Source organism: Frigoribacterium sp. MCBA15_019 (genome assembly GCF_001864945.1).
In the GTDB taxonomy this organism is placed as follows: Bacteria; Actinomycetota; Actinomycetes; order Actinomycetales; family Microbacteriaceae; genus Frigoribacterium.
Genome location: NZ_MJGS01000002.1, coordinates 226460 through 248660, shown reverse-complemented (window position 1 = coordinate 248660; position 22201 = coordinate 226460). Strand labels below are relative to the sequence as shown.

Genomic DNA, 22201 nt, shown 5'->3' with positions numbered 1-22201 from the left:
GGTTCGGCGTCGCTCGGTTCAGCGTCGCTCGGCGAAGAACGCGTCGAGCTGCGCCCGGCACTCCGCCTCGCGCACGCCGGCGTAGACCTCGGCGCGGTGCGGGAGCCTGCGGTCGCGGACGATGTCGTAGACGCTGCCCGCGCCTCCTGCCTTGTCGTCCCAGGCGCCGTAGACGAGCCGCGGCACGCGCGCGGCGAGCAGGGCCCCGGCGCACATGGGGCAGGGTTCGAGGGTGACCACGAGCGTCGTGCCGGTGAGGTGCCAGTCGCCCGTGTGCTCGGCGGCGGCCCGGAGGGCGATCACCTCGGCATGGGCCGTCGGGTCCTGGCGCAGTTCGCGTTCGTTCCGGCCCGTCGCGATCACCACGCCGTCCGCGTCGACCACCACGGCACCGACCGGCACGTCGGCCGAGACGCGACAGGCGTCGGCCTCGGCGAGGGCGAGCGACATCCAGTCGTCGAACTCGGGCGGGACGGCGATCACGGGGCCTCTGCGGGGTCGGGACGGCTCACGGAACCGGTCGACTCCGCTACCGTTGAGCCTATGCGAGTGCACGTAGCGGACCACCCCCTGATCACCCACAAGCTGACCGTGCTCCGCGACAAGAGCACGCCCTCCCCCACTTTCCGGGCGCTGACCGAAGAGCTCGTCACGCTGCTGGCCTACGAGGCCACGCGCGACGTCCGCACGAGCCCCGTCGACATCGAGACCCCGGTCGGCCCGACCACGGGTCTCGAGATCAGCCAGCCGCGACCGCTCGTCGTCCCGATCCTGCGTGCCGGCCTCGGCATGCTCGAGGGCATGACCAAGCTCGTCCCCACGGCCGAGGTGGGCTTCCTCGGCATGGTGCGCGACGAAGAGACCCTGCAGCCCACGACCTACGCCGAGCGTCTGCCCGACGACCTGTCGAACCGTCAGTGCTTCGTGCTCGACCCGATGCTCGCCACCGGCGGTTCGCTCATCGCGGCGATCGATTACCTGCTCGACCGCGGCGCCGTCGACGTGACGGCGGTCTGCATCCTGGCCGCACCCGAGGGCCTCGCCGCCGTCGAGAAGGCGATGGAGGGCCGCGACGTCCACGTCGTGCTGGGCGCCGTCGACGAGAGGCTCAACGAGCAGGGCTACATCGTGCCGGGCCTCGGCGATGCGGGTGACCGCCTGTACGGGCTCGCCTGACGCACGCCGCCCCGACGACCCGGGCCGCGCCTCCTCGACCGAAGGAGGCGCGGTTCGGCGTTTCCGGACCGCCCACGCGGTCGGAACGCGAGCGTCGCTTGACATCGGGACGCGGGGTGTAACAAGATCAACCCCATGACTAACAGTGTGCTCGCCCCGACCTCTCGTGAGGCCCTCGGGAGCACCGGCATGATGATGCCGATGCACGCTGTCACGTGTCGAATGTGTGCCTGATCCGGTCACACACCTCGCCGAGTCGAAGCTGCTGACACCGCCAGCTGAGCTCGTGGCCCCACCCGGTCACTGAGCCACCGACTCCAGGATGCTCCGCGTCGCCACCCTCGACGCGCATCCCGAACGGTGCATCGCACCGACTGCTCGTGACGTCCGGCACCATCGCCGGCGGGATCGAGCACCGACACACATCGAGCAGTCCCTTCGCATCCCGGCGACCCGTCGGCCGAGGGACCGCCGCCGTCACGCAAGGACCCCGCCTGTCATGTCCCTCATCCTCGACCGCCCCGTCACCGCGACCCGCACCGTCTCGCCCGCCCGCTCCGCCGCCCCGACTCCCCGCCGCGAGATCGCGCCCGCCCGGTCGGCGGCCCCGACCGCCGCGCCCGTCGCCTCGGCTCCCGCGGCTCCCGTCGCACCTCGGCCCCGGGCCGTGCCCGAAGGCACCGAGGCCCGCGGCTTCGTCCTCTACGTCGGACTCGACGAACTGAAAGCCGCTGCCGACGGCACCTCGCTCGGCGACGTCGTCTCGCAGATCAAGGAACTCGTGGGTCGGATCGCCCCCTCGGCCGAGACGCACGCCGCCGTGGCCCTCGCTCCCGAGGGCGCCGGCGGCCGCGACGTCGAGGTGGTCCGCCTGGCCCTGCAGGACCCGGCCGCCCTGGCGAAGCGCCGCCAAGTCACCGAGGACGACGAGCCCGGCGCCCGCGGCGGGGTCGTCGTCGACATCTCGCGCAAGCGCCTGCTCCTGGACGGCGACGTGGCCCCCCTGACGTACAAGGAGTTCGAGCTGCTGCAGTACCTCGTCCTGCGCGAGGGCCGCACCATCGAACGAGCCGAGCTGATCTCGAGCCTCTGGGCCGACGGCGACGACGAGGTGCCGAACGAACGCACCATCGACGTGCACGTCCGCCGGCTGCGGTCGAAGCTCGGCGCCTTCGAGGACATCGTCCGCACCGTCCGCGGTGTCGGCTACCGCTTCGACCGCCACGCGGACGTCTCGATCCGCCACGCGTCGACGCCGTCGCCCGACGTGTTCTGAGTCCGGCTCGCCTCACGCGACGGCCGCGGTGACGGCTCGGTCCGAGTTCCCAGGAACTCCTCGGGTTCACCCCTGGACCACCGTTACCGATCCGTTATAGATTGTGTCTCGCCGACGTCGTTTGCTGTGGCGGCCGAGGCGGAATGTGATTGCAGGACACTCCTGGTGCAAGGGAAGAGGGCCGGTCGCCGACAGGCGACCGGCCCTCTGTCGTGTGCCCCGACGACCTGTCGTGTGCCCCGACCATGCGGTGCGCGTGTCTCGTCCCCACCCGTGTCGGCCCGAGGTCGGCGGCCTTTCGTAGACTCGTCCTCGACGAACGTGAGGTACGACATGAGCGAGACATCGATGGCCGTGGGGGCCTGGGAAGCCCTGTTCCGGGCCCAGGTGAGCGTCATGCGCGAACTGACCGAGTGCTTTCCGACCAGTGAGATCTCGTTCAACGAGTACGACGTGCTGTTCAACCTGTCGAACCAGCCCGATCGGCGGGCCCGCATCCGCGATCTGACCCGTCACCTCTTGCTCACGCAGCCGAGCATCAGCCGCCTCGTCGACCGCCTCGCCTCGAAGGGCATCGTCGAGAAGACCTCCGACCCCGGCGACGGGCGAGGCATCATCGTGACCATGACCGACGAGGGCTACGACCTCTACCGTCGTACGGCGATCAGTCACGCCGAGGCGATCCGGCGACGCGTGGGCGGTGCACTCGACGACGACGAACTGGCCTCCCTGGCCGACCTGTGCACCAAACTGCGCCTGGGCACTCCGGTCGGGGCGACCGCATGACGTCACCCTCGATCGTCTGGTTGCGTGACGACCTGCGCCTCGCCGACAACCCCGCCCTCGTGGCCGCCGTCGAGCGCGGAGAGCCGGTCGTCGTCCTCTTCCTGCTCGACGACGAGACAGACGGCATCCGCCCCCTCGGCGGCGCCTCGCGCTGGTGGCTGCACCACAGCCTCGCCGCCCTCGCCGAGTCGCTCCGGGCCGTCGGCGGCCGACTGACCCTGCGCCGGGGGCCCCAGGCGCGCGAACTCCCCCGCCTCGTCGACGAGGTCGGCGCCGGTGCCGTCTTCTGGAACCGCCGGTACGGCCTCGCCGCCCGCGACGCGGACGCCGAGCTCAAGTCGTCCCTGCGCGAGCGTGGGCTCGACGTGCGCAGCTTCCAGGCGAACCTCATGTTCGAACCGTGGACGATCCAGACCGGGCAAGGCCAACCGTTCAAGGTCTTCACGCCGTTCTGGCGCGCGTGCCTCGATCGACCCGAGCCGCGCCACCCCGAGGCGGCCCCCGGCGAACTGCACGGGCCTCGCACGGCGCCCGACAGCGACGACCTCGATTCGTGGGCCCTCCTGCCCACGGCACCCGACTGGGCCGCCGGGCTCCGCGACTCCTGGACCCCGGGCGAGGCCTCCGCCCTCGACACGCTCGAACGCTTCGCCACGGGCCACCTGGCCGATTACGGCCTGCGCGACGAACCGGCCCAAGAGGCGACGAGCCACCTCTCGCCCCACCTCCGGTTCGGCGAGGTCAGCCCGTTCCAGGTCTGGCACCGCATGCGGGGCGACCTCACGCCCGACGCCCGCGAGCAGGCCTCGGGCTTCTTGCGCGAACTCGTCTGGCGCGAGTTCAACCACACGGTCCTCTTCGCGAACCCGCACCTCGCCACGAAGAACTACCGACCCGAGTTCGACGAGTTCCCGTGGCACGAACTCGAGCCGGGCGAGCTCGAGGCGTGGCAGCAGGGCACGACCGGCATCCCGCTGGTGGACGCCGGCATGCGCGAGCTGTGGACCACCGGCTACATGCACAACCGGGTGCGCATGGTCACGGCCAGCTTCCTCGTCAAGAACCTGCTGGCCGACTGGCGGGTCGGCGAGCAGTGGTTCTGGGACACCCTGGTCGACGCCGACGAGGCGAACAACCCCGCCAACTGGCAGTGGACGGCCGGCTCGGGTGCCGACGCGGCCCCGTACTTCCGGGTGTTCAACCCCGTGCTGCAGGCCGACAAGTTCGACAAGCAGCGCGACTACGTGCGCCGCTGGGTTCCCGAGGTCGACGACGACTCGTACCCCGAGCCCATGGTCGACCTCAAGGCCTCGCGCCGGGCCGCGCTCGACGCCTACGAGGCGATGCGCCGCACCACCCGCACCGAATGACCCCGCCCCCCCCGAGAGGACCCCCTCCGTGACGACGTCATCACACCCTGCCCGTACCGGCCCACCCGCGGGGATCGACGCCGTGTTCGCCGCGCGCGCGCCCGAGCGTCGCGGGCCGAGCGCCGTCTGGGCGACCTTCGACCGCACGGGCGTCACGCACGACGGCTCGTATGGCGAGATCGCCCCCGGCGCCGCACCGGGCGTCGACACGGCGTACCGCATCGCCTCGTGCACGAAGAGCTTCACCGCGACGGCCCTGCTCGCCCAACGCGACGCCGGGCTCGTGTCGCTCGACGCGCCGATCACCGACTTCGTGCCGGCCTTCGCCGACGTCACCCTGCCCACCTCCGACTCCCCCGTGCCGACCCTGCGCATGCTCCTGACCATGTCGGCGGGGTTCCCCACCGACGATCCGTGGGGCGACCGGCAGGAGTCCCTCACCGACGACGAGCTCGACTCCCTGCTGCGGGCCGGGCTGAGCTTCGACAGCGTGCCGGGCACGACCTTCGCCTACTCCAACCTCGGCTTCGCCCTCGTGGGCCGGGCGATCGCGGCCGTCGCCGGGAGGCCCTACCGCGAGGTCGTCGAGTCCACCGTCCTCGAGCCGCTCGGTCTGACGAGCACCGGGTTCGAGGCGACCGTGTCGGCCACCGGCGGGGTCGCGATCGGCCATCGCCGCGCCTCCGACGGGGGCGACGCCCTGCCGTTCTCGGGCCCGGGCGCGTTCTCGCCGATCGGCGGGTTGTTCAGCACCGTGACCGACCTCGCGCGCTGGGCGCGCTGGCTCGGCTCCGCGTTCGACCCCGAGGGCCAGGGCGACCTCGACGGCATCCTCTCGCGCGCCTCCCGACGCGAGATGCAACAGGTGCAGCGGTTCGTCCCCGCCCGGGCCGGGCACCCCGGCGGCTACGGGTTCGGCCTGTTCGTCGAGCACTACCCCGACCACGGCCCCGTCGTGTCGCACAGCGGGGGCTACCCCGGCTTCTCGGCCCACATGCGCTGGCAGACCGCGACCGGCCTCGGCGCGATCGGGTTCGAGAACGCGACCTACTCGAAGGTCTCCGAGCCGATCGGGCTCGCACTCGACGGCATGATGGCCGACCGCCCCGACGCCCGTGTCGTCGTGCACCCGTGGCCCGAGACGTCGGCCGCGCGGGACGCGGTCGAGGCCGTGGTCCGCGGCGGGACGGTGCCCGACGGGTTGTTCAGCGAGAACGTCGACCTGGACCTCCCCCTCGACCGGCGCCGCGCCTCCTGGGCCGCTCTCGTCGAGTCGGTGGGGGGCTGGGACGACTCCGGCGACGGTGATCCGCTCCCGGCCGACGAGTCGTCGGCACCGTCGCACCTGGTCTGGCGTCGACGCGGTGCCCGCGGTGTCGTCCGGTTCGAGATCCGGCTCACTCCCGAGCGCCCGCCCCGGGTCCAGACCGTGCTGGTCAGCGTCGAGAGTCCGCGCTGACCCAGGGCCCGTCCGGCGCTCGTCCGGTCCGACGTCGTCAGGCGGGCGGGCGCCCTCCGGCCACCCCGGCGGCCCGGGCGGCGGCACGGGCCCCGCTGCGTCCCGCGACCCCCAGGCTGCGCGACGTCGCCCACGCGGCGATGAACCCGGCCGAGAACGCGTCGACGAGACCCACCGAGTCGACCCAGCGCGAGGCGACCCCGTCGACCACGACCGGTGGCTGCCCCCGCGAGACCACGACGGCTCCCCCGTCGTCGGCGACGAGAGCGACCACTCCGACGTGCTCGGCGAGGGCCGTCGCCGAGGCGATCGGCTTGTCCAGCCCGGTCAGCTCGCGAGCCGTCTCGTCCGACGGGAAGAAGAGATCGGCCCCGTGGACGGCCGCGAGGAACGCCGACACCCCGAACCGGCGGACGACCGAGGCGCTGCCCGGTGCGACCGAGACGAGCGCTCCGGCCACCCGAGCCCGGCCCACCAGGCGTCGGAGGGCGACAGGGCTGCGGGACTGGGCGACCGTGTAGCCCGTGAAGTGCACGAGACCGGCCCCGGCGACGAGGTCGTCCGGAACGTCGTCGGGGCCCAGCGAGGCGCCCGCTCCCCGATCGGTGAACATGGTGCGCGACGAGCCGTCGACCGTGATCACGACCGTGCCCGTCGGGTCGTGCGCGTCGTAGGCCAGCCGGGCCACGACCCCTGCGTTGGCGAGCAGTTGCGAGTGTCGCTGCAGGTCGGCCGTGCCCACCCGACCGACGAACGAGACGTCGACCCCCAAGGACCCGAGCCACGCGGCCGTGTTCGCCGCCGAGCCCCCGGCCCGGTGCCGGATGGTGGCGGCCGTCTCGGTTCCGGTGGCGTCGCCCGCCCGAGGGCTGACGATGATGTCGTCGAGGACGTCCCCGAAGACGAGGACGGGCGACACGGTTCGGGGTCGGTCACCCGAGGGGCGGAGGCGGTCGGTGGCGAGGGTCATCGGCATCCACCCGACCACGGATCGAGGGCCGGGACGGGACGAGGAGGCGCAAATCACCCTCGCGGGGACGTCACGTTCACCCGTCCCGGCCCCGCCGACCTGGCGCGCGGTCTTCGTCGGTCAGACGGTGACGGGCTGCGAGGCCGGGGCCTCGCGACGGGCACGCCGTCCGCGGACGACCAGGGCGTCGAGGGCGAGGCGGCCCGGCCCGGTGAGCACGATCGCGATCGAGGCGACCGCGAGGACGAGGACGTACTCGAAGCCGCCGGCCGTCGAGTAGAAGCCGTTCGGCAGGTGGACGGCGACCAGGGCGACGACCGCCGTGACCGCCAGGAGGGCGGCGGCGACCCGCGTGGCGAAGCCGACGACGAGCGCGACACCGGCGGCGAGCTCGGTGACGGCCGCGACCGGGGCAGCCACCTGGGCGAGCGGGATGCCCATGCCGCCGAAGGCGCCCTGCGTCGCGGCGAGGCCGTCGACGGCGAGCTTCTGCCACCCGTGGGCGACGAAGACGACCCCGAGGACGACGCGGACCAGGAGGAGTCCGAGGGACGAGGAAGCTGACGACATGAGGTGCCTTTCGGTCGGGAACGGGGTCGTGGCACGTCGTCGGGCCCTCCGTCACGGTATGAGGTGACGCGTCACCGACCGGGGCCGTGGAGCGCCCTGCCAGGCCTTCGCCAGAACCCTGTCAGGCTCGGGTGGGGCATCCGGGGGACGCGGGGACGCCTCGCGAAGGCCGTTCGGCGGACGCCGGACGTGCCCCGAGTGGCAGTGTCGGTGGTCCCGGGCAGGATCGGTGCAGACGACGGGACGGGCCGACGCGCCCACGACGAGAGGCGGCACACATGGCGACCATCGCGATCACGGGGGGCTCGGGACGCATCGCGACCTGGGTCCGCCCCCTCCTGCTCGAGGCCGGTCACGATCTGCGGCTGCTCGACGTGGTCACGCCACCGGACGACCTCCGAGCGCACGAGACGTTCGAACACGTCGGCGTGACCGACCTCGAGTCCCTCACGGTGGCGCTCGGCGGGGCCGACCTGGTCGTCCACCTCGCGTCCCACGCCAGCGAGCGCACGTGGCACGAGATCCGCGACCTCAACGTCGAGAGCGCGTACGTCGTGCACGAGGCCGCCCGTCGCGCCGGCGTGACCCGCCTGCTCGCGGCCAGTTCGGTGCACGCCGTCGGGTTCGAACCCGGCTCGAGTGCCGCCGACCACGACGTCCCCGCCCCACGCCCCGACTCGTTCTACGGCGTCAGCAAGGTGCTGCTCGAGGCCGTCGGCAGCCTGTACGCCGACCGCTTCGGCTCGACCGTCGTGTCGGCGCGCATCATGACGGCCGAGGTCGAGCCGCACGACGTCCGCAGCCTCGGCACGTGGCTGTCGCCGGCCGACGCGACCCGCTTGATCCTGGCCACCCTCACGACGGCCCCGGCCGGGCACCACGTCGTCTGGGGCGTCAGCCGGAACACCCGCCGCGTCGTGTCGCTCGCTGCAGGCGAGGCCATCGGCTACCACCCCGAGGACGACGCCGAGGCTTTCGCCGATCGTTTCGCCGGGCAGGTGCAGCCGCCCGACGCACCCGTCGGCGGCGCCTTCACGACCATGCCGCTGGGTGAGGCCTGGTGACCGGCTCGGCGGCGGCATCCGGTCACGCCCGTGAGGCCGATAGCGTGGCTCCGTGAACCCCAGCCTGCACTCGTCGTCCGTCGCCGAGATCGACCCCGTCGTCCTCTACGCGATCCTCCGCCTCCGGGTCGACGTCTTCGTCGTCGAACAGGACTGCCCCTACCCCGAGCTCGACGGGCGCGACCTCGAACCGACCGCGCGCCTCCTCTGGTTCGCCGACGACGACGCCCGGGTCCTGGCGACGCTCCGGGTGCTGCACGACGGCGACGACCGTCGCATCGGCCGGGTGGCCACGGCGGCGGCTGCTCGCGGCCGTGGGCTCGCAGCCGACCTGATGCGAGCGGCCGTCGCCGGGTGCGAGGGTCGACTGATCCGGCTCGACGCCCAGGCCCACCTCTCGGGCTGGTACTCGCGGTTCGGCTTCGTGGTCGACGGTGACGAGTTCCTCGAGGACGGCATCCCCCACTTGCCGATGACGCTCGCCGCCTCGCGCTGAGGTCGGCCCCGCCCGCCGGTGCGTCGTCGGCCGGCAGGTCAGACGGTCGGGCCGGCCAGACGGTCGGCAGGTCAGACGGCCGGCCGGTCAGACGGTCGGGCCGGGCTGGTGGTGCTCGAAGACCAGGCTGGTGCGGGTCGAGGCGACGGCCGGGTGCGCCGAGAGGTGGTCGAGCACGAACTCGCGCACGTCGTTCGTGTCGCGGACGGCCAGGTGGATGATGAAGTCCTCGGACCCGCCCAGGAAGAACAGCTGCACCACCTGCGGCAGGGCCCGGATCTCGGCCGAGAAGGCGGCGATGCGTTGCCGGGCCGACGCGAGGATCGTCACGCTGATCAAGGCCTGCAGGTCGAGCCCGAGTGCCGACAGGTCGACGTCGGCCCCGAAGCCGGCGACGACGCCGCGCTCGACGAGCGACCGGAGGCGCGCGAGACACGTCGACGGAGCGATCCCCACCTGCGCGGCCAGGGTGGCGTTCGGGGTGCGACTGTTCGCGACCAGCAGGCGGACGAGCTGTCGGTCGATCTCGTCGAGCCGAACGTCGTTCGTCGCAGCCATGTCTCGTCGCACCTCTCGTCGTCGATCGTGCGGTGAGTAGGGCTCCGCACAGAATCTCGTGCGGAGAGCTTGGCACGCTTCGGCACGAAACAGCACACTGACCTCAGTTCGGCGAACAGAGGCGTGCACCGGCCGCCCGTCGTCGAGGCCACTCCCGAGAGGACGAACCATGCGCGTCGGCATCCCCACCGAGATCAAGAACAACGAGAACCGCGTCGCCGCGACTCCGGCCGGCGTCCACGAGTTCTCGCGCCGTGGACACGACGTGATCGTGCAGGCGGGTGCCGGACGGGGTTCGGGGTTCTCCGACGACGAGTTCGTCGCCGCGGGCGCGACGGTGGTGGACGACGCGGCCACCGTCTGGGGCGAGTCCGATCTGCTGATGAAGGTCAAGGAGCCGATCGCGGCCGAGTACCCGTTGATGCGGGCCGACCAGACCCTCTTCACCTACCTGCACCTCGCGGCGTCGCCCGAGTGCACCGAGGCCGTCCTCGCCTCCGGCACGACCGCGATCGCGTACGAGACGGTCCAGCGGGACGATCGCAGCCTGCCGCTGCTCTCGCCGATGAGCGAGGTCGCGGGCCGCCTGTCCACGATGGTCGGTGCCTACCACCTGATGAAGCCGATCGGCGGCACGGGCGTGCTGCTCGGTGGCGTCCCCGGCACCCCGAAGGCGAAGGTGGTCGTCATCGGCGGCGGCGTCGCCGGCGAGCACGCCGCCGCGAACGCCCTCGGCCTCGGCGCGGACGTGACCGTCATCGACGTGTCGCTGCCGCGCCTCCGTGCCCTCGAGGTGCAGTTCGGCGGCCGGGTGCAGACCCGCGCCTCGACGGCCTACGAGATCGGCGCCCAGGTCGCGGCGGCCGACCTGGTCATCGGCTCGGTGCTGATCCCCGGCGCCCAGGCCCCCAAGCTCGTCACCGACGACATGGTGGCGTCGATGCGTCCCGGGTCGGTGCTCGTCGACATCGCCATCGACCAGGGCGGCTGCTTCGAGGGATCGCACGCGACCACGCACGACGACCCGACCTTCGCCGTGCACGACAGCGTCTACTACTGCGTCGCCAACATGCCCGGCGCCGTCCCCCAGACCTCGACCCGGGCCCTGACCAACGCGACCATGCCCTACGCGCTGGCCCTCGCCGACCGGGGGTGGCGTGACGCCGTCGCCGCCGACGCGTCGCTGGCACGGGGTGTCAACGCGGTCGCCGGGCGCATCACCAACGCCGGCGTCGCGAGCGCGGCCGGCGTCGACCTGGCGGACGCCCGCACCCTCTGACCCCTCCGACGCTGCGACGGTGCCCGCCAGGACGCCTGGCGAACCGGTCGGTCCGGTAAGCGAAGACCTCGGTCCGAACCGGGTGGTCCGGTGGGGTCCAGCCCCTATGCTCTGGGCATGGCACGACGACCCACCCCTCCGCGGGAACGGCTGCTCGAGGCAGCGAGGACCGAGTTCGCGGCCCGCGGCCTCGCCGGGGCCCGCGTCGACACGATCGCGCGCGACGCCGAGGCGAGCAAAGAGCGCCTCTACGCCCACTTCTCGACCAAGCGCGACCTCTTCGACGCCGCGCTCGGTGAGAGCATCGGTCGCTGGGTCGCGGTCGTCCCCTTCGACGCCCACGACCTGCCGGGCTGGGCGAGCGCCCTCTACGACCACCTGGCCTCGAACCCCGACGACGCCCGACTGCTGCTCTGGGGTCAGATCGAGGGCGTCGCGCTGCCGAGCCCCGGCGTGCTCGACCACGGCCAGCTCGAGGCTCGCCGCGATTCGGTGCGCGCGGCGCAGGACGCCGGCGACATCTCGTCCGGCTGGGACGCCGACGAATTGCTGACCATGGTCTTCGGGGTCGTGCTGGCCTGGTTCGTCACCCCCGAGGCCACCAACATGCACACCGGTCCCCAACAGAGGCGGTGCGACGTCGTGCGACAGGCGGTGGCCCGCATCGTCGACCCGGGCTGAGACCCGGCCCGCGTCCCGTTCCGAGAACCCGGCCGAGACCTGGCCGAGACCGGTCGGCGCCGTCCGACCGGCCGGGAGTAGCGTCCCCGTGTGACCACGACCGAACCCACTCCCGCCCTCTCCCCCGACCTGCAGCGCGTCCTCGACAGCGTGCCCGACCCGGGCGGCGTCACGACGACGGACGCGGTGTACGCGGCGACCGACGTCGATCTCGAGGGCTTCCTCGCGACGCCGGCCCGCGCCTCCTCGTCCGAGCTCGTGCCCGGCGTGCTCGTGCTGCACGACTGGTTCGGCGTCGTGGACCACGTCAAGGTGCGCGCGCAGATGCTCGCGCGGCTCGGCTACGTGGCGCTGGCCGGCGACGTCTACGGGCAGGGCGTGCGCCCGTCGCCGCAGGAGGCCGCAGGCGAGGCGGGCAAGTACTACGGCGACGTCGCGCTGTTCCGGTCGCGCCTGCTGGCGAACCTCGAGCGCCTGCGCGCCGAGCCGGGCGTCGACCCGTCGCGGATCGCCGTGATGGGCTACTGCTTCGGCGGCTCGGGTGCCCTCGAGCTGGCCCGCGCGGGTGCCGACGTGGCGGGGGTCGTGTCGTTCCACGGCGGACTCGGCACGGGGATGCCCGCCGAGAAGGGTGCCGTGACGGCCCCGCTGCTCGTGATGACGGGTGCGGCCGACCCGGTGGTGCCCGACGAGGCGGTCGTCGGCTTCGAGGACGAGATGCGCGCGGCCGAGGCCCCGGACTGGCAGGTGCTGAGCTACAGCGGCGTCATGCACGCCTTCGCCGTGCCCGGCACCGACGCACCCGAGCACGGTGCGCAGTACGACGCCCGGGCGGACCGCCGCTCGTGGCAGCAGCTCGAGAGCTTCCTGGCCGAGGTCCTCGCCTAGCCGGTCGGCCCCCTGCCCGGGTGTGCACTCCGCGACACCGGCCGCCCGACACGCCGCTCCTCTCTCGAGGTGAGCGGCGTGTCGTCGTCCGGCTGTCGGGTTCGGCACGGTCGGAGCGGTCGGAGAGGTCGCGAATCGCCCGCCAGGAGGCGCGGGTCGCGGACCCGGGGAGGCGCGGGTCGAGGGACCGGCGCCCCGCAGGTCCTGGAAGCCGTCGGTCCTAGAAGCCGATGACGCGGCCCGAGCCCGCTCGGGCGATGTCGCGCAGTCGGACGGCCGTCGCGACGGCCGCGTGGGCGGCCTCGGCACCCTTGTCCTCTTTCGAGCCGGGCAGGCCGGCACGGTCGAGGCCCTGCTGCTCGTCGTCGAGGGTGAGGACGCCGAACCCGACGGGCTTGCCCGTGTCGAGGGTCACCCGCAGCAGGCCCGAGGTCGCGGCGTCGGACACGTACTCGAAGTGCGGCGTGCCGCCACGGATGATCACGCCGAGGGCGACGACCGCGTCGGCCCCGGCCTCGAGCGCGGCCTTCGCGACGACGGGCAGTTCGAAGCTGCCGGGCACGCGCACGACGGTGGCCGTGGCGCCGAGGCGCTCGACGGTGGCCAGCGCGCCAGCCAGCAGCCCGTCGGTGATCGTCTCGTGCCAGGTGCCGGCGACGATGGTCACGCGCACTCCCGTGCCGTCGACGTCGAGTTCGGTGGGGGCGCCTGCTCCGCTCATGCGGGGTCTCCTTCGGGGGTCCTGGTGGGGGTCGTGGTCGTGGTCGTGGTGTCGAGGGTCGGCACGCCGGGCACGGGGGCGGGATCGTCGAGGTCGCGGTCGCCCAACCAGGTGACGAGGTCGGCGATCGTCACGACCGGGACCCCCTCACGGGCACCGAAGCCGAGCAGTTCGTGCAGGCGCATCATCTCGCCGTCGTCGCCCACGATCTCGCTGATGACGGCGACGGGTCGCAGCCCTGCGGCCTTCATCAGGTCGACGGAGGCCTCGGTGTGGCCGTCGCGCTCACGGACTCCGCCGTCGCGGGCCCGCAGGGGCAGAACGTGCCCGGGGCGGTGCAGGTCGTCGCGCACGCTCGTCGGCAACGCGAGCGTGCGCAGGGTCGTCGCCCGGTCGGACGCGCTGATGCCCGTCGTCACACCGGCCGCCGCGTCGACGCTGACCGTGTAGGCCGTGCCGCGGGCGTCCTCGTTGTGGGCGACCATCGGCGGCAGGTCGAGTCGATCGGCGATCTCGTTGGTCATCGGCGCGCAGACGAAACCCGACGACACCCGCACCGTCCAGGCGATCCACTCGGGCGAGGCCAGCTCGGCCGACAGGACGACGTCGCCCTCGTTCTCGCGGGACTCGTCGTCGACCACCACGACGGGTCGGCCCCGACGCAGGTGTTCGAGGGCGAGCTCGATCGGCGCGAGACGCGAGTCGACCCGCGCCTCCTCGGCGGGTGTGGACACGGTCACGGGCGACCCGTCGCGTCGGCGTCGAGCGCGTCCAGCCGCAGCATGCGGCGCACGTGACGGGCGAGCACGTCGGTCTCGACGTTGACCCGGTCGCCGACGGCTTTGCCGCCGAGCGTCGTCACGGCGAGCGTCTCGGGGATGAGGCTGACCTCGAACCACCCCGTTGCCTCGCCGGGCTCGCTGATCGCGCTGACCGTGAGGCTGACGCCGTCGAGCGTCACCGAGCCCTTGTCGACGAGCAGGGGCGCGAGGTCGTCGGCGAGGTCGAAGCGGACCCGACGCCAGGCGTCGCCCTGCTCGATCTCGACGACCGTGGCCGTGCCGTCGACGTGGCCCTGCACGATGTGACCGCCGAGGCGGTCGCCGACGCGGGCGGCGCGTTCGAGGTTCACGGGCGTGCCGGGGCCGAACGCCCCGACCGTGCTCATGGCCAGCGTCTGCCTCATGACGTCGGCCGTGAACGTGTCGCCCTGCTGCGCGACCACCGTCAGGCAGACGCCGCTGACCGAGATGGAGTCGCCGTGCGCGGCGTCGGTCAGCACGGCCGGGCCGTGGACCGTCAGGCGGACGCTGTCGCCCTGGTCGTCGACGCGCTCGACGCGTCCGAGTTCTTCGACGAGACCGGTGAACATCAGCGCACCGCCGTGCTCGTCGCGTCGATGGGGCGGCGCGTCCGTGCGTCGGGCCCGCGGGGCGTTGTCGCCTGCGTCGTCATGTCGTCCTCCGGTCTGCCTGGCTGTGTGCCGAGGGCTCTCCGGGGGTGCGCGACGCGAGGGTCGGCATCGGCCCGGGGTCCGCGGACGGACGACCGGGCCCGCGCTACCTCTCATCCGGACTATGACCGTCGGTACCGGAGTTCCACCGGTTCAACCGGGCCGCCACCTCTCGGTGACGACACGGGTCGCGGACTGTGACCGCCGGCTCAGATTTTCACTGACCCCGGAGCGCGTTGCTCTGTCGGCGACGATAGCACCGCCGCCTCGTGCAGCCCCGACGTGTTCGGCCAGGGCGTAGCCGGGCGCAACACGGGCGGCCCGAGCTCAGCCGACGACGAGCCCGAGGTGAGCCGCCATCGTCGGGGCGAAGGTCGCCAGCTGCAGCTCGTCGATGGTCGCGCCGCGAAGCCCTTCGAAGCCGTCGATGCGCGAGAAGTCGCTGGTGCGCAGGTCGGTGTGCGACAGGGAGGCGCGGGTCACGTCGAGCGTGCCGATGCGGCAGTCGACCAACGCGACCCGCAGAGCCTGCACACCCCCGAGGTCGAGTTCGCCGATCGTGCACCCCTCGATCACGACGTCGGTGAGCCGCGCCCCGCGGAGGTTGAGGAAGTCGATCTTGCCGCCGACCACGTGCACCGACCGGAGCTCGGCGTCGAACAGCTCGGCCGACCCCCACCGGGGCCGCTCGACGCGGACGTCACGCCAGGTGCTGCGCGCGGCGGCCAGTTCGGGGGCGAACGAGTCGGCCAACACCGACTCGACCAGGCGCGCACCGCGCAGTCGAGCAGACCCGAGCCGGGGCGCCTCGAAGACGCACTCGGTGAACTCGGCCCCCTCGAGGTCGCGGTCGGTGAGGTCGGCGTCGACGTAGCGCTCGAGCTCACGGCTGTCGCGCGGACCCAGCAGGTCGGTGCCGAGGTCGACGAGCCCCTGCGGATCGACGGGGTCGAGCCGCGGGGCGTCGGTGCCGCCCGGGGTCGCGGGGCGGGACGGCGTGGGGCGGCGCGGCGGGGTCATGCGACGAGGCTAGCGGCGACGTCCGACACGACCCGCGCCTCCTCGGGTCGGGTGCCCGCCGCCCGCGGTCAGCACTCGATGACGTTGACGGCGAGCCCGGCGCGGCTGGTCTCTTTGTAGCTGTCCTTCATGTCTCGGCCGGTCTGACGCATCGTCTCGATGACGGTGTCGAGGCTGACGACGTGGCTGCCGTCGCCGAGCAGGGCCATGCGGGTCGCGGCGACCGCCGTGCCCGCCGCGATGGCGTTGCGCTCGATGCAGGGCACCTGGACGAAGCCGCCCACGGGGTCGCAGGTGAGGCCGAGGTGGTGCTCCATCGCGATCTCGGCGGCGTTCTCGACCTGCCGGGGCGTTCCGCCGAGCAGCGCGGTCAGCGCCCCCGCGGCCATCGACGCGGCCGAGCCGACCTCGCCCTGACAACCGGCCTCGGCCCCCGAGATCGACGCGTTGCGCTTGTAGAGCGAACCGATCGCCGCGGCCGTCAGCAGGTAGGTGCGGGCCAGCTCGTCCGCGGTCGCGCCGTGGAAGCGCATCGCGTAGTAGCCCACGGCCGGGATGATGCCGGCAGCCCCGTTGGTCGGCGCCGTGACCACGCGCCCGCCGCCCGCGTTCTCTTCGTTGACGGCCATCGCGTAGGCCTGCAGCCACTGGGCCGGCAGGTCGGAGGCCAGCAGCGAGGAGGCGCGGCCCTGGTCGACCGCGGAGCCGCCGAGCGCGTAGGCGGTCGCCCGCTCGTCTTGCTGGCGCAGCATGGTCGCGAACTGGCGGGCGCGCCGCGGCACCTTCATCCAGCCGGGCAGGACGCCCGTGGCCTCGAGACCCGCGTCGACGCAGGCCCGCATGGCGGCCCAGCGCGAGTCGAGGCCCGCCGCGGCGTCGGCCTCGCCGTGCAGCGCGACCTCGTTGCGCCAGGCGAGCTCGGCGATCGACACGCCCTCGGCGTCGCAGAGGCGCAGCAGGTCGTCGGCGTCGGCGAAGGCGAACGGCGCCTCGGCGGTGGGCACGGCCTGCTCGTCGTCGCCGTCGCGGACGACGAAGCCGCCGCCGACCGAGAAGTAGACCTCGCGCGCGAGACTCACGCCGTCGGCGGCGAAGGCCTCGACGCTCATCGCGTTGGGGTGCCGCGGCATGCGGGTCAGCGGCGCCATCCGCAGGTCGTTGGGGGCGAAGGCGATCTGGTGTCGCCCGAGCAACCGCAGGCCGCCGCCCTGCTCGACCGCCTGCTGCATGCCCGAGACGACCGCGGGATCGCAGGTCTCGGGCTGCATGCCCGCGAGGCCGACGAGGACGGCCGAGGGCGTGCCGTGGCCGAGGCCGGTCGCGGCGAGCGAGCCGTAGAGCACGGCCTCGACCCGGGCGACCTCGGTCAGCCGGCCGTCGGCCTCGACGCCGAGGAGGAATTCGCGGGCGGCCCGCATGGGGCCGACGGTGTGCGAGCTCGACGGGCCGATGCCGATCGAGAAGAGATCGAGGGCCGAGACGTGATCGGTCACGTGCCACCTGCCTTCCGGGGTCACGACGACGTTACCCGCTGCCGCCGACGGTCAGGGGGCGGGGCACCGAGGAGGCGCGGGTCGCCTCAGGCGGGACGCCCCACCTCGCGGGCCCGCTCGGCCATCGCGCCCGACATGCCCTCGAGGAACCGTCGGACGGTCTCGAGCTCGGCCTCGTCGAAGTCGGCCATGACCCGGTCGCTCATCACGCCGAGCGGCCCGAAGAACGCCCCCGCGACCTCACGGGCGCGGTCGGAGTAGCGGACGAGCACCCGGCGTCGGTCGGCCTCGTCACGGCTGCGCTGCACGTGCCCGACCTTCTCGAGGCGGTCGATGACGCCCGTGGCCGCCCCCGAGGTGACGCCCAGCAGCTCGCCGAGCCCACCGGCGGTCACGGGGTCGCCGTCGCGCTCGGCCTGCATGACGTGCAGCAGCGCCTCGAGGTCGATGTGGCCGAGACCGTGCCGCGAGGCGAAGGCCTGGGCGACCTTCTGCGACTCGGTGGTCAGCCGTTGCATGTGGGTGACGATCTCGTCGGCCTGCGGCGAGCGCGACGGACGGGTCGACGGGGCCGTGGGGGCCGGGTCTCTCGGGGTGGGCATGGAACCTCCTGCGTGACGAGTCTGGTCGATGCTCCTGTGATCTGCAATACTCTTAGCAACTAAGACATTCAGCGACTGAAGGATCATCATGCGCACCCTCGCCCGCATCGTCAGCGGCCACCGCACCGCCTGGGTCGTGCTCGCCGCGACGGCCGTCGCCGTCGCCCTGCTCTTCGCCGTCCTGCCGGTCAGCGAGGGCGACGCCGCTCCACCGTCGGGCGTGCCCGACACGAGCCAGTCGGCCGAGGTGACCGAGATCCTCACGACGTTCCCGAGCGCCGAGACGACGGTGGGCATCCTGGTCTTCAGCCACGGGGGCGACCGACTCGACGCCGCCGACCTCGCCGCGGTCGACGCCCGGGCCGCCTCCCTCGCCGAGCTCTCGACGACCCCGCAGGCCGTCAGGCCGCAGATCAGCGACGACGGCACCGCGGCGATCGTCGCCGTCCCGCTCGACGCCGCGACGGCGGACGCCGACGTCGCAGGCACGGCCACGAGCCTGCGTGACGCGGCCTCGGCCGACCTGCCCGCCGGGCTGGACGCCCTGCTCACCGGGCCCCTCGGGTTCCAGGACGACATCGCGAACGCCTTCGCCGGAGCGGACTTCCGACTCCTGCTGGTCACGGTGATCGTCGTCGCCGTGTTGCTGATCGTCACCTACCGCAGCCCGGTGCTGTGGATCGTGCCCCTGGCCGTCGTCGGTGCCGCCGACGCCCTGGCCGGCCGGGTCGCGGCCGCCGTCGCCGAACCGCTGGGCATCCCGCTCGACGCCTCGATCTCGGGCATCCTCTCGGTGCTCGTCTTCGGTGCGGGCACCAACTACGCCCTGCTGCTCGTCGCGCGCTACCGCGAAGAACTCCTCCGTCAGCCCGACCGTCACCGCGCCATGCGCACGGCCGTGACGAGCGCCGGCCCCGCCATCGCGGCCAGCGGCGGCACCGTCGCCCTGAGCCTCCTGACCCTGCTGCTCGCGTCGCTCACCGGCAACCGGGCCCTCGGCCTCGCCTGTGCGGTCGGCGTCGTCGTGGCCATCGTGTTCGCCCTCGTGGCCCTGCCCGCGGCCCTGGTGGTCTGCGGTCGCGGGCTGTTCTGGCCCTTCGTGCCCCGCGCCTCCTCGTCCGAGGGGACCGACGCGACCCGCACGGACGACCGGACCGCAGGAGGCGCGGCGCACCACGCGGCACCGCGACGCGGCTTCTGGGACCGTCTCGGGCGTGGCGTCCGACGCCGTCCGGCCGTCGTGGCCGTGTCGTCCGTCGCGGGCATCGGCGTGCTCTGCCTCGGCCTGAGCGGCTACGCCGTCGGCCTCTCGCAGACCGACCAGCTGCTCGGCGACCCCGACTCCGTCACCGCACAGAAGGTGATCGACGACTCGTTCTCGGCCGGGCTGACCAGCCGCACCACCGTGATCGTCCCGTCCCCGGTCGCCGACGAGGCCACCGCGCTCGCGTCCGACACGGACGGCGTCGACTCGGCGACGACCGGCGAGACCGGGGGCGGACTGACCCGCGTCGACCTGCAACTCGCCGCCGAGCCCGAGAGCGACGCCGCGTTCACCACCGTCGAGCGCCTGCGGTCCGGGTACGCCGACGCTGGCGGCCGGCTCGCCGACGCGCTCGTCGGCGGCAGCGACGCCACCGCCTACGACACGAAGGTGGCCGCGCAGGCCGACATCGACCTGATCGCACCGATCATCCTGGCGATCGTGTTCGCCGTCCTGGCCCTGCTGCTGCGCTCGCTCGTGGCCCCCGTGCTGCTGATCGCCTCGGTGCTGGCCACGTTCTTCGCGAGCCTCGGGGCCTCGACCTGGCTGTTCCAGAACGTGCTGGGGTTCCCCGCACTCGACACGGCGGTGACGCTCTACGCGTTCCTGTTCCTCGTCGCACTCGGGGTGGACTACAACATCTTCCTCACCACCCGGGCCCGCGAGGAGGGCCTCGTGCACGGCACCCGCGAGGGCATGGTGCGGGCCCTGGCCTCGACCGGTGCCGTCATCACAAGTGCGGGCATCCTGCTGGCCGCCGTGTTCGCCGTCCTCGGCGTGCTGCCGGTCGTGGCCCTGACCCAGGTCGGCGTGATCGTGTGCCTCGGCGTGCTGCTCGATACCCTGGTGGTGCGCACCGTGCTCGTGCCCGCTCTCGTCTTCCTCACCGGTGACGCCTTCTGGTGGCCGAGCCGTCGTCCGTCGCGTCAGCCGCAGGCCGCCCAGAGCCCGGCCCGCGAGGCCTCGGCCGACGCCTCGGCGGCGACGAACCGGTCGCGGTAGCGGTACGCGTCGTCGTAGGTGTCCTCGCGCCCGTAGCCCTCGGCGACCAGTCGCTCGTTGAGCATCGTGCCGTCCGGCGACCAGACGTAGCGCAGCAACCGGTCGTAGCGGTCGGCGTCGCCCTGCGAGGCGTCGTCCTCGAGCCAGACCGTCGCCCCCTCGGGCAGGGTGGCCGTCGTGAAGGCGCTGGCCTCCGGGCCGAAGCAGTCGACCGGAGCGTCGGGCTTCACGGTCTCAGGGGTGTCGACGCCGATCAGGCGGATGCGCTCGCGCTCCCCCGCGACGGTGACGATCACGGTGTCGCCGTCGACCACGCGCTCGACGACGGCCTCGGCCGCCGCGGCCGGGACGCTCGTGGGCACGGGAACCGCACCCGCGCCTCCCGGGTCGCCGCCCGCCGACCCGTCGCCGAGGAGGCGCGGGAACGCCACGAGGACGGCCCCCGCCACCAGCACCACGACGAGGCCGAGCAGGCGACGCGGCGTGAGGCGGCGACGCGACGGGCGACGGCGCGCGCTCACTCGGCGAGCCGGGTGCCGCGGAGCTCGGGCAGCATCGTGGCGGCGACGGCCCCCACGACGAAGACCGCGCCGAAGACGACGAAGAGGGTGGGCGGGCCGCCGAGGGCGATCAGCGGCGGCACCGACAGCGGGGCGGCGATCGAGGCGATGCGTCCGACGCCGGCGGCCCACCCCGCGCCCGTCCCCCGCAGCGGCGTCGGGTAGAGCTCGGGCGTCACGGCGTAGAGCGCCCCCCACGCACCGAGGTTGAAGAACGACAGCGCCATGCCCGCGACGAGGATCTGCGCGACGCTGCCGCTGACGGCGCCGAAGCCGAAGAACACGGCGGCGACGGCCGACCCGAGCAGGAAGGTCGCGAGCGTGCCCCGGCGCCCCCACTTCTCGATCAGCCAGGCCGAGGCCGCGTAGCCCGGCAGCTGGGCCAGCGTGATGATCAGCACGTACTCGAACGAGCGCACCAGCGGGAACCCGGCCGCGACGAGCAGCGACGGCAGCCAGACGAAGGCGCCGTAGTACGAGAAGTTGGTCATGAACCAGACCACCCAGATCGCGACCGTGCGGCGCGCCATGCCGGCACCGAACAACCGACCGACGGAAGCGCGGGCCGACTTCTCGACGACCCGCGCCTCCTCGGCGACGCCGGTCGGGGCGGCGACGCCGGCGGCCTGCTCGAAGCCGCGGACGGTGCGCTCGGCCTCGTCGTGGCGGCCCCTCGACTCGAGGAAGCGCACCGACTCGGGCATCTTCAGGCGCACGAAGACGGCGTAGAGCGCGGGGGCCGCGCCGATCAGCAGGGCCCAGCGCCAGCCGTCGTCGCTCGTCGGGATGACGAGATAGCCCACGAGGGCGGCCCCGATCGAGCCCACGGCCCAGAACGCCTCGAGCAACACGACGACGCGACCGCGGATGCGCCGGGGCGAGAACTCGCTGACGAGGGTCGACGCGACCGGCAGCTCGGACCCCAGGCCGAGGCCCACGACGAAGCGCAGGACGAGCAGCACGCCGACCGACCACGACAGGGCCGAGAGGCCGGTGGCGAGCCCGTAGAGCAGCAGGGTCAGGGCGAAGACGGTCTTGCGGCCGAGGCGATCGGCCAGCGAGCCGCCGACGGCCGCGCCGATCGCCATGCCCGCGAACCCGGCCGAGGCGACCCAGGCCAGTTGACCGGCCTGGTCGCTCCACACGGTCATCAGCTGGGCGATGACGAACGAGAGCAGACCGACGTCGAGCGCGTCCAGGGCCCAGCCGATGCCCGAGCCGGCCAACAGGCGGCGGTGCTTCGAGGTGAACGGCAGGTCGTCGAGACGCTCGCTGCGCGTCGGGGCGACCGGGGTCGAGGTGGGGACGGGGGTCATCGGGGCCTGTCGTCTCTGCGTGTCGTCGGGATCGGGCGGGTCGTCGGGGTCGGGCGGGTGTGCGGCGGGCACGGGCACCTCGGACGAGGCGGATCGGGCCATTGGGCAGTGTAGGAGCCGTGAAGATGGTCGCCACTACAGACACCGGGGCCGCGGCACCGTAGCCTCGGGCGGACCGGATCATCTCGGTCCGCGAC

Annotated in this window: 22 protein-coding genes, 1 pseudogene and 1 riboswitch; of the genes and pseudogenes, 11 read left to right on the top strand and 12 right to left on the bottom strand. The window is 73.1% G+C overall.

Going from position 1 to position 22201, the window contains the following annotated elements:
- Nucleotides 1–18: 18 nt before the first annotated feature.
- Nucleotides 19–450: a nucleoside deaminase gene (locus BIV04_RS06095; RefSeq protein WP_043593089.1), complete on the bottom strand. Its 432-nt coding sequence runs from the start codon at nt 448–450 to the stop codon at nt 19–21.
- Between the two features lie 93 nt (nt 451–543).
- On the opposite strand from BIV04_RS06095, the gene upp reads away from it, so the two are divergent.
- The 5 genes from upp (at nt 544) to BIV04_RS06070 (ending at nt 6067) form a co-directional block, all read left to right on the top strand.
- Nucleotides 544–1176: a uracil phosphoribosyltransferase gene (gene upp, locus BIV04_RS06090; protein WP_054146332.1), complete on the top strand. Its 633-nt coding sequence runs from the start codon at nt 544–546 to the stop codon at nt 1174–1176.
- A 499-nt stretch (nt 1177–1675) separates the two neighbouring features.
- Entirely contained in the window at nt 1676–2452 is a 777-nt protein-coding gene (locus tag BIV04_RS06085) for a winged helix-turn-helix domain-containing protein (protein ID WP_083396194.1), read from the top strand.
- Nucleotides 2453–2785: 333 nt separating this feature from the next.
- Nucleotides 2786–3238, top strand: coding sequence for a MarR family winged helix-turn-helix transcriptional regulator (locus BIV04_RS06080; protein ID WP_071255170.1), 453 nt, complete (start codon nt 2786–2788; stop codon nt 3236–3238).
- Nucleotides 3235–4608: a deoxyribodipyrimidine photo-lyase gene (locus BIV04_RS06075; RefSeq protein ID WP_071255169.1), complete on the top strand. Its 1374-nt coding sequence runs from the start codon at nt 3235–3237 to the stop codon at nt 4606–4608. Before BIV04_RS06080 ends, BIV04_RS06075 begins: the two co-directional genes overlap by 4 nt.
- Before the next feature lie 28 nt (nt 4609–4636).
- Nucleotides 4637–6067: a serine hydrolase gene (locus BIV04_RS06070; protein WP_071255168.1), complete on the top strand. Its 1431-nt coding sequence runs from the start codon at nt 4637–4639 to the stop codon at nt 6065–6067.
- A gap of 37 nt (nt 6068–6104) precedes the next feature.
- On the opposite strand, the gene BIV04_RS06065 is transcribed toward BIV04_RS06070, so the two are convergent.
- Together BIV04_RS06065 and BIV04_RS06060 are read right to left on the bottom strand one after the other, a co-directional pair.
- Nucleotides 6105–7037 (bottom strand): carbohydrate kinase family protein, encoded by a 933-nt coding sequence (locus BIV04_RS06065; protein WP_177174775.1) that lies wholly within the window; start codon nt 7035–7037, stop codon nt 6105–6107.
- Nucleotides 7038–7157: 120 nt separating this feature from the next.
- Nucleotides 7158–7607 (bottom strand): DoxX family protein, encoded by a 450-nt coding sequence (locus BIV04_RS06060; RefSeq protein ID WP_071255165.1) that lies wholly within the window; start codon nt 7605–7607, stop codon nt 7158–7160.
- A 278-nt stretch (nt 7608–7885) separates the two neighbouring features.
- Between BIV04_RS06060 and BIV04_RS06055 the strand changes: the two genes are divergently transcribed.
- Nucleotides 7886–8671, top strand: coding sequence for an NAD(P)-dependent oxidoreductase (locus tag BIV04_RS06055; protein ID WP_071255163.1), 786 nt, complete (start codon nt 7886–7888; stop codon nt 8669–8671).
- Nucleotides 8672–8723: 52 nt separating this feature from the next.
- A complete protein-coding gene (locus BIV04_RS06050; RefSeq protein WP_071255162.1) occupies nt 8724–9167 on the top strand; it encodes a GNAT family N-acetyltransferase in 444 nt (147 codons plus the stop codon).
- Nucleotides 9168–9254: 87 nt separating this feature from the next.
- Here BIV04_RS06050 and BIV04_RS06045 read toward each other — a convergent pair whose 3' ends face one another.
- Nucleotides 9255–9725, bottom strand: a complete 471-nt coding sequence (locus BIV04_RS06045; RefSeq protein ID WP_071255160.1) for an Lrp/AsnC family transcriptional regulator — start codon at nt 9723–9725, stop codon at nt 9255–9257.
- Between the two features lie 169 nt (nt 9726–9894).
- On the opposite strand from BIV04_RS06045, the gene ald reads away from it, so the two are divergent.
- The 3 genes from ald to BIV04_RS06030 all read left to right on the top strand — a co-directional run bounded on the left by ald (nt 9895) and on the right by BIV04_RS06030 (nt 12573).
- Entirely contained in the window at nt 9895–11004 is a 1110-nt protein-coding gene (gene ald, locus BIV04_RS06040; RefSeq protein WP_071255159.1) for an alanine dehydrogenase, read from the top strand.
- A gap of 117 nt (nt 11005–11121) precedes the next feature.
- Nucleotides 11122–11685, top strand: coding sequence for a TetR family transcriptional regulator (locus BIV04_RS06035; RefSeq protein ID WP_054146322.1), 564 nt, complete (start codon nt 11122–11124; stop codon nt 11683–11685).
- A gap of 90 nt (nt 11686–11775) precedes the next feature.
- Nucleotides 11776–12573 (top strand): dienelactone hydrolase family protein, encoded by a 798-nt coding sequence (locus BIV04_RS06030; RefSeq protein ID WP_071255158.1) that lies wholly within the window; start codon nt 11776–11778, stop codon nt 12571–12573.
- Nucleotides 12574–12793: 220 nt separating this feature from the next.
- Here BIV04_RS06030 and ribH read toward each other — a convergent pair whose 3' ends face one another.
- The 6 genes and pseudogenes from ribH to BIV04_RS06000 form a co-directional block, all read right to left on the bottom strand.
- The gene (ribH, locus tag BIV04_RS06025; protein ID WP_071255157.1) at nt 12794–13294 is read right to left on the bottom strand and encodes a 6,7-dimethyl-8-ribityllumazine synthase; all 501 of its coding nucleotides are present in this window, start codon (nt 13292–13294) and stop codon (nt 12794–12796) included.
- 23 nt (nt 13295–13317) lie between these two features.
- A pseudogene (gene ribB, locus BIV04_RS06020) lies at nt 13318–13980 on the bottom strand (3,4-dihydroxy-2-butanone-4-phosphate synthase); the annotation flags it as partial.
- A 50-nt stretch (nt 13981–14030) separates the two neighbouring features.
- A complete protein-coding gene (locus BIV04_RS06015) occupies nt 14031–14666 on the bottom strand; it encodes a riboflavin synthase (RefSeq protein WP_071255155.1) in 636 nt (211 codons plus the stop codon).
- 182 nt (nt 14667–14848) lie between these two features.
- Nucleotides 14849–14984: riboswitch (FMN riboswitch) on the bottom strand.
- Between the two features lie 90 nt (nt 14985–15074).
- Nucleotides 15075–15767, bottom strand: coding sequence for a pentapeptide repeat-containing protein (locus BIV04_RS06010; RefSeq protein WP_071255154.1), 693 nt, complete (start codon nt 15765–15767; stop codon nt 15075–15077).
- Nucleotides 15768–15835: 68 nt separating this feature from the next.
- Complete coding sequence (locus tag BIV04_RS06005) at nt 15836–17260, bottom strand: L-serine ammonia-lyase (protein ID WP_071255152.1); 1425 nt, start codon at nt 17258–17260, stop codon at nt 15836–15838.
- An 86-nt stretch (nt 17261–17346) separates the two neighbouring features.
- Nucleotides 17347–17862, bottom strand: a complete 516-nt coding sequence (locus BIV04_RS06000) for a MarR family winged helix-turn-helix transcriptional regulator (RefSeq protein ID WP_071255151.1) — start codon at nt 17860–17862, stop codon at nt 17347–17349.
- Between the two features lie 88 nt (nt 17863–17950).
- On the opposite strand from BIV04_RS06000, the gene BIV04_RS05995 reads away from it, so the two are divergent.
- A complete protein-coding gene (locus BIV04_RS05995) occupies nt 17951–20128 on the top strand; it encodes an MMPL family transporter (protein WP_071255149.1) in 2178 nt (725 codons plus the stop codon).
- Here the strand turns inward: BIV04_RS05995 and BIV04_RS05990 are convergent.
- Together BIV04_RS05990 and BIV04_RS05985 are read right to left on the bottom strand one after the other, a co-directional pair.
- On the bottom strand, nt 20053–20649 hold the full coding sequence (locus tag BIV04_RS05990) for a thermonuclease family protein (protein ID WP_071255148.1): 597 nt from the start codon (nt 20647–20649) through the stop codon (nt 20053–20055). The two genes, BIV04_RS05995 and BIV04_RS05990, sit on opposite strands and share 76 nt — an antisense overlap.
- Nucleotides 20646–22004 (bottom strand): MFS transporter, encoded by a 1359-nt coding sequence (locus BIV04_RS05985; RefSeq protein WP_071255333.1) that lies wholly within the window; start codon nt 22002–22004, stop codon nt 20646–20648. The genes BIV04_RS05990 and BIV04_RS05985 overlap by 4 nt, the downstream gene beginning before the upstream one ends.
- Nucleotides 22005–22201 lie beyond the last annotated feature (197 nt).

Excerpts from the sequence above, each read along its gene's own strand:
- BIV04_RS06095 (WP_043593089.1), bottom strand. The coding sequence starts at position 450 with ATGTCGCTCGCCCTCGCCGAGGCCGACGCCTGTCGCGTCTCGGCCGAC.
- upp (WP_054146332.1), top strand. The coding sequence starts at position 544 with ATGCGAGTGCACGTAGCGGACCACCCCCTGATCACCCACAAGCTGACC.
- BIV04_RS06085 (WP_083396194.1), top strand. The coding sequence starts at position 1,676 with ATGTCCCTCATCCTCGACCGCCCCGTCACCGCGACCCGCACCGTCTCG.
- BIV04_RS06080 (WP_071255170.1), top strand. The coding sequence starts at position 2,786 with ATGAGCGAGACATCGATGGCCGTGGGGGCCTGGGAAGCCCTGTTCCGG.
- BIV04_RS06075 (WP_071255169.1), top strand. The coding sequence starts at position 3,235 with ATGACGTCACCCTCGATCGTCTGGTTGCGTGACGACCTGCGCCTCGCC.
- BIV04_RS06065 (WP_177174775.1), bottom strand. The coding sequence starts at position 7,037 with ATGACCCTCGCCACCGACCGCCTCCGCCCCTCGGGTGACCGACCCCGA.
- BIV04_RS06060 (WP_071255165.1), bottom strand. The coding sequence starts at position 7,607 with ATGTCGTCAGCTTCCTCGTCCCTCGGACTCCTCCTGGTCCGCGTCGTC.
- BIV04_RS06055 (WP_071255163.1), top strand. The coding sequence starts at position 7,886 with ATGGCGACCATCGCGATCACGGGGGGCTCGGGACGCATCGCGACCTGG.
- BIV04_RS06045 (WP_071255160.1), bottom strand. The coding sequence starts at position 9,725 with ATGGCTGCGACGAACGACGTTCGGCTCGACGAGATCGACCGACAGCTC.
- ald (WP_071255159.1), top strand. The coding sequence starts at position 9,895 with ATGCGCGTCGGCATCCCCACCGAGATCAAGAACAACGAGAACCGCGTC.
- BIV04_RS06035 (WP_054146322.1), top strand. The coding sequence starts at position 11,122 with ATGGCACGACGACCCACCCCTCCGCGGGAACGGCTGCTCGAGGCAGCG.
- ribH (WP_071255157.1), bottom strand. The coding sequence starts at position 13,294 with ATGAGCGGAGCAGGCGCCCCCACCGAACTCGACGTCGACGGCACGGGA.
- BIV04_RS06015 (WP_071255155.1), bottom strand. The coding sequence starts at position 14,666 with ATGTTCACCGGTCTCGTCGAAGAACTCGGACGCGTCGAGCGCGTCGAC.
- BIV04_RS06010 (WP_071255154.1), bottom strand. The coding sequence starts at position 15,767 with ATGACCCCGCCGCGCCGCCCCACGCCGTCCCGCCCCGCGACCCCGGGC.
- BIV04_RS06000 (WP_071255151.1), bottom strand. The coding sequence starts at position 17,862 with ATGCCCACCCCGAGAGACCCGGCCCCCACGGCCCCGTCGACCCGTCCG.
- BIV04_RS05995 (WP_071255149.1), top strand. The coding sequence starts at position 17,951 with ATGCGCACCCTCGCCCGCATCGTCAGCGGCCACCGCACCGCCTGGGTC.
- BIV04_RS05985 (WP_071255333.1), bottom strand. The coding sequence starts at position 22,004 with ATGACCCCCGTCCCCACCTCGACCCCGGTCGCCCCGACGCGCAGCGAG.